The organism is Mesorhizobium sp. M7A.F.Ca.AU.001.01.1.1 (assembly GCF_004022735.1).
In the GTDB taxonomy this organism is placed as follows: Bacteria; Pseudomonadota; Alphaproteobacteria; order Rhizobiales; family Rhizobiaceae; genus Mesorhizobium; species Mesorhizobium ciceri.
This window is the reverse complement of the sequence record NZ_RZPF01000820.1, coordinates 1-2,623: the sequence shown is the minus strand read 5'-3', so window position 1 is coordinate 2,623 and position 2,623 is coordinate 1. Positions and strand designations below refer to the sequence as shown.

Annotated in this window: 3 protein-coding genes; 2 read left to right on the top strand and 1 reads right to left on the bottom strand. The window is 64.0% G+C overall.

The annotated features are described in order from the left end of the window. The coding region (locus EN884_RS32385) for a LysR family transcriptional regulator (protein ID WP_128360982.1) at window positions 1-200 on the bottom strand (200 nt) is incomplete at its 3' end. A gap of 113 nt (window positions 201-313) precedes the next feature. Here EN884_RS32385 and EN884_RS32380 point away from each other — a divergent pair. Together EN884_RS32380 and EN884_RS32375 are read left to right on the top strand one after the other, a co-directional pair. Then, window positions 314-721 carry a 4-oxalocrotonate tautomerase family protein gene (locus tag EN884_RS32380; protein ID WP_013532540.1) on the top strand — a complete coding sequence of 136 codons (408 nt, stop codon included), beginning with the start codon at window positions 314-316 and terminating at the stop codon, window positions 719-721. Between the two features lie 123 nt (window positions 722-844). Further along, window positions 845-2,623: AMP-binding protein (locus tag EN884_RS32375; protein ID WP_128360981.1), on the top strand; the 1,779-nt coding region annotated here is incomplete at its 3' end.

Here is a 2,623-nt window from a genome sequence, read left to right as displayed (position 1 = left end):
AGACCCCCCCCCGCCGGCGTCAAACCACGTCCCCGCCCCTGCGGCGCCAGCAGCGGCTCACCGACGACTTCCTCCAGCCGCTGCATCTGGGCGGTCACCGCCGAGGGCGAACGGCCGATGCTTGCAGCCGCCTGGGCCAGCGAGCCGCTGTCGACGAAAGCAAGGAAGGTTCGGAGCAGATCGGGATCGAGCGTTTCCATACTTCGATACTATCGAAGTATCATTTAAAAACAATTCGATTTTTTTGCCTAAAAGGTGGTGGCATGGTTGTTTCAACGGCGATCGGACGCCGCTCAAGCCAAGGAGAAGAAGAATGCCTATCATCAACATCAGCGTCACCGGCAAACCTGACGCGGCGCTTTCCGCTCGCATCGCAAAGGAGGCCACAGAAATCACCGCGACGCAGCTGCGCAAGGACCCGACGATCACGGCAGTTGCCGTGTCCTATGTCGATCCGCAGCACTGGTTCGCCGGCGGCAAGTCGCTGGCCGAGCACGGCACCAACACGTTCTGGCTTGATATCAAGGTGGTCGACGGCACCAACACCAAGCTTGAGCTGGAGGCCTATCTGAAGGCGATCTTCGCAGCCTTCGGCCGTCTGCTGGGCGGCGTGCACGAGGAGAGCTACGCCTTCGTGCATGAAGTGCCGGCAGCCGCTTACGGCTATGGCGGCAAGACGCAGGAATTTCGTTTCATCAGTGGACGGCTGCAGGCGGCGTGAGAAGCAGCTTCCCGCACCAAGGGAAGCAAAAGCTCCGCATTGACCTTGCTCCCACATCGTCTAGGTTCTGGCCGACACGGCCGCAAAGAGCCGAGATGCTAAAAACGTTGGGAGAGACGCGGCATGATCCTGACACTGGCGCTGCTTGCGGGTCTTGTTCTGGCCTGGCTCCTGATTGGCGTGGCGGAAAAATTCCGCCTCGGCCTACGCTTCACCCAGGCGCTGCTCTATGTCCCGTTCAAGCTTGCCTACCGGATCGGAGACAGCCGCATCAGGATCGCCCGCAAGGCGCAGGCCCCAGTCATCTACGTCATCTCTCATCAATCGCGCTTCGAGCCGGCGCTGATGCTGTCGCTGCTGCCGGAAGACACGCTGCATATTCTCGATGAGGTCTCGGCGCGCTCGCCGTGGCTCGAACCTTGGCGCGAGCTTGGCCGTACCATCGCCTTCAACGCCGAACATGTCTTCGTCAGCCGCCGGCTGGTGCGGGTGCTGAAGGGCAAGGGCCGGCTCGCTGTCTATCTGCCGGATGCAGTCGAGCCCGACGTCAAGACGTTTCGGTTGTTTCGTGCCGTCACCCGCATCGCCATGCAGGCCGATGCCAAGATCGTGCCGATCTTCGTCGGCGGCGCGCGCAGCCTGCCGGTGTCGTTGACGCCTGGGGACAAGGCGCCACGACACTGGTTTCCGCAACTGTCGATCAGCGTGCTGGAGCCGATGACCATCACTGAGTTGGTGGCGCGCAACCCCGAGCAGGCCTCGAACACCAACGCGCTGTTCGACCGTGTCGCCGAGGCGCGGCTCTTCGGCACCAACCTCGATCGTGGCCTGTTCCTGGCCATGCGCGATGCCGCCGACCGCGTCGGCGCTTCGCATATCATCATCGAGGACGTGATCTCCGGCGCGCTGAGCTACCGCAAGCTGTTCATCGGCGCCCGCGTCCTGGGCAGGCGCTTCGAGGCGGTAACGGCTCCGGGCGAGGCAGTCGGCGTGATGCTGCCCAATGCCAATGGCGTCGTGCTGTCGCTCACCGGCCTTCTGTCGGCCGGCCGGGTGGCGGCGATGATCAACTACACGGCCGGGCCGGCGAGCGTCACCGCGGCCGTGCGCACGGCGGTGATAAGGACCGTGATTTCGTCCCGCGCGTTCGTCGAGAAGGCCGACCTTGCCGATATCGTCGCGGCGGTCGAAAAGGGCGGCGCCAGGCTTCTCTGGCTCGAGGATGTGCGGGAGAGCGTCACCGCGCTGGACAAGCTTGCCGCCGCCTTGCTGTGGCGCTGGCCGCTGCAGCGACAGGACGCGGCCAAGCCGGCGGTGATCCTGTTCACCTCGGGCTCGGAAGGCACGCCGAAGGCAGTCGTGCTGTCGCACAAGAACCTTTACGCCAACGCCATGCAGGCTGAGGCGCGCATCACCATCTCGCCCGCCGACATCCTGCTCAACGTGCTGCCGGTGTTCCATTCGTTCGGCCTGACGGGCGGCACCATCCTGCCGCTGGTCACCGGGGTAAAACTGTTCCTCTACCCCTCGCCGCTGCACTACAAGATCATCCCCGAGGTTGCGCGCAAGGGGAAACCGACCATTATGTTCGGCACCGACACGTTCCTCGCCAACTATGCGCGTACCGCCAAGGACGGCGATTTTTCCAGCCTGCGCTTCGTCGTTGCCGGCGCCGAGGCGGTGAAGCCGGAACCCCGCCGCGTCTATCGCGAACGCTTCCAGGCCGAGATCATCGAAGGGTTCGGGCTGACAGAGGCGGCGCCGGTGGTTGCCGTCAACACGGCAATCCATGGCCGCGACGGTACCGTCGGGCGGCTGCTGCCGGCCATGCGCATGAAGCTTGAGCCGATCGAAGGCATTTCCGATGCCGGCCAATTGTGGCTCGACGGACCGAACCTGATG

Excerpts from the sequence above, each read along its gene's own strand:
- EN884_RS32380 (WP_013532540.1), top strand. The coding sequence starts at position 314 with ATGCCTATCATCAACATCAGCGTCACCGGCAAACCTGACGCGGCGCTT.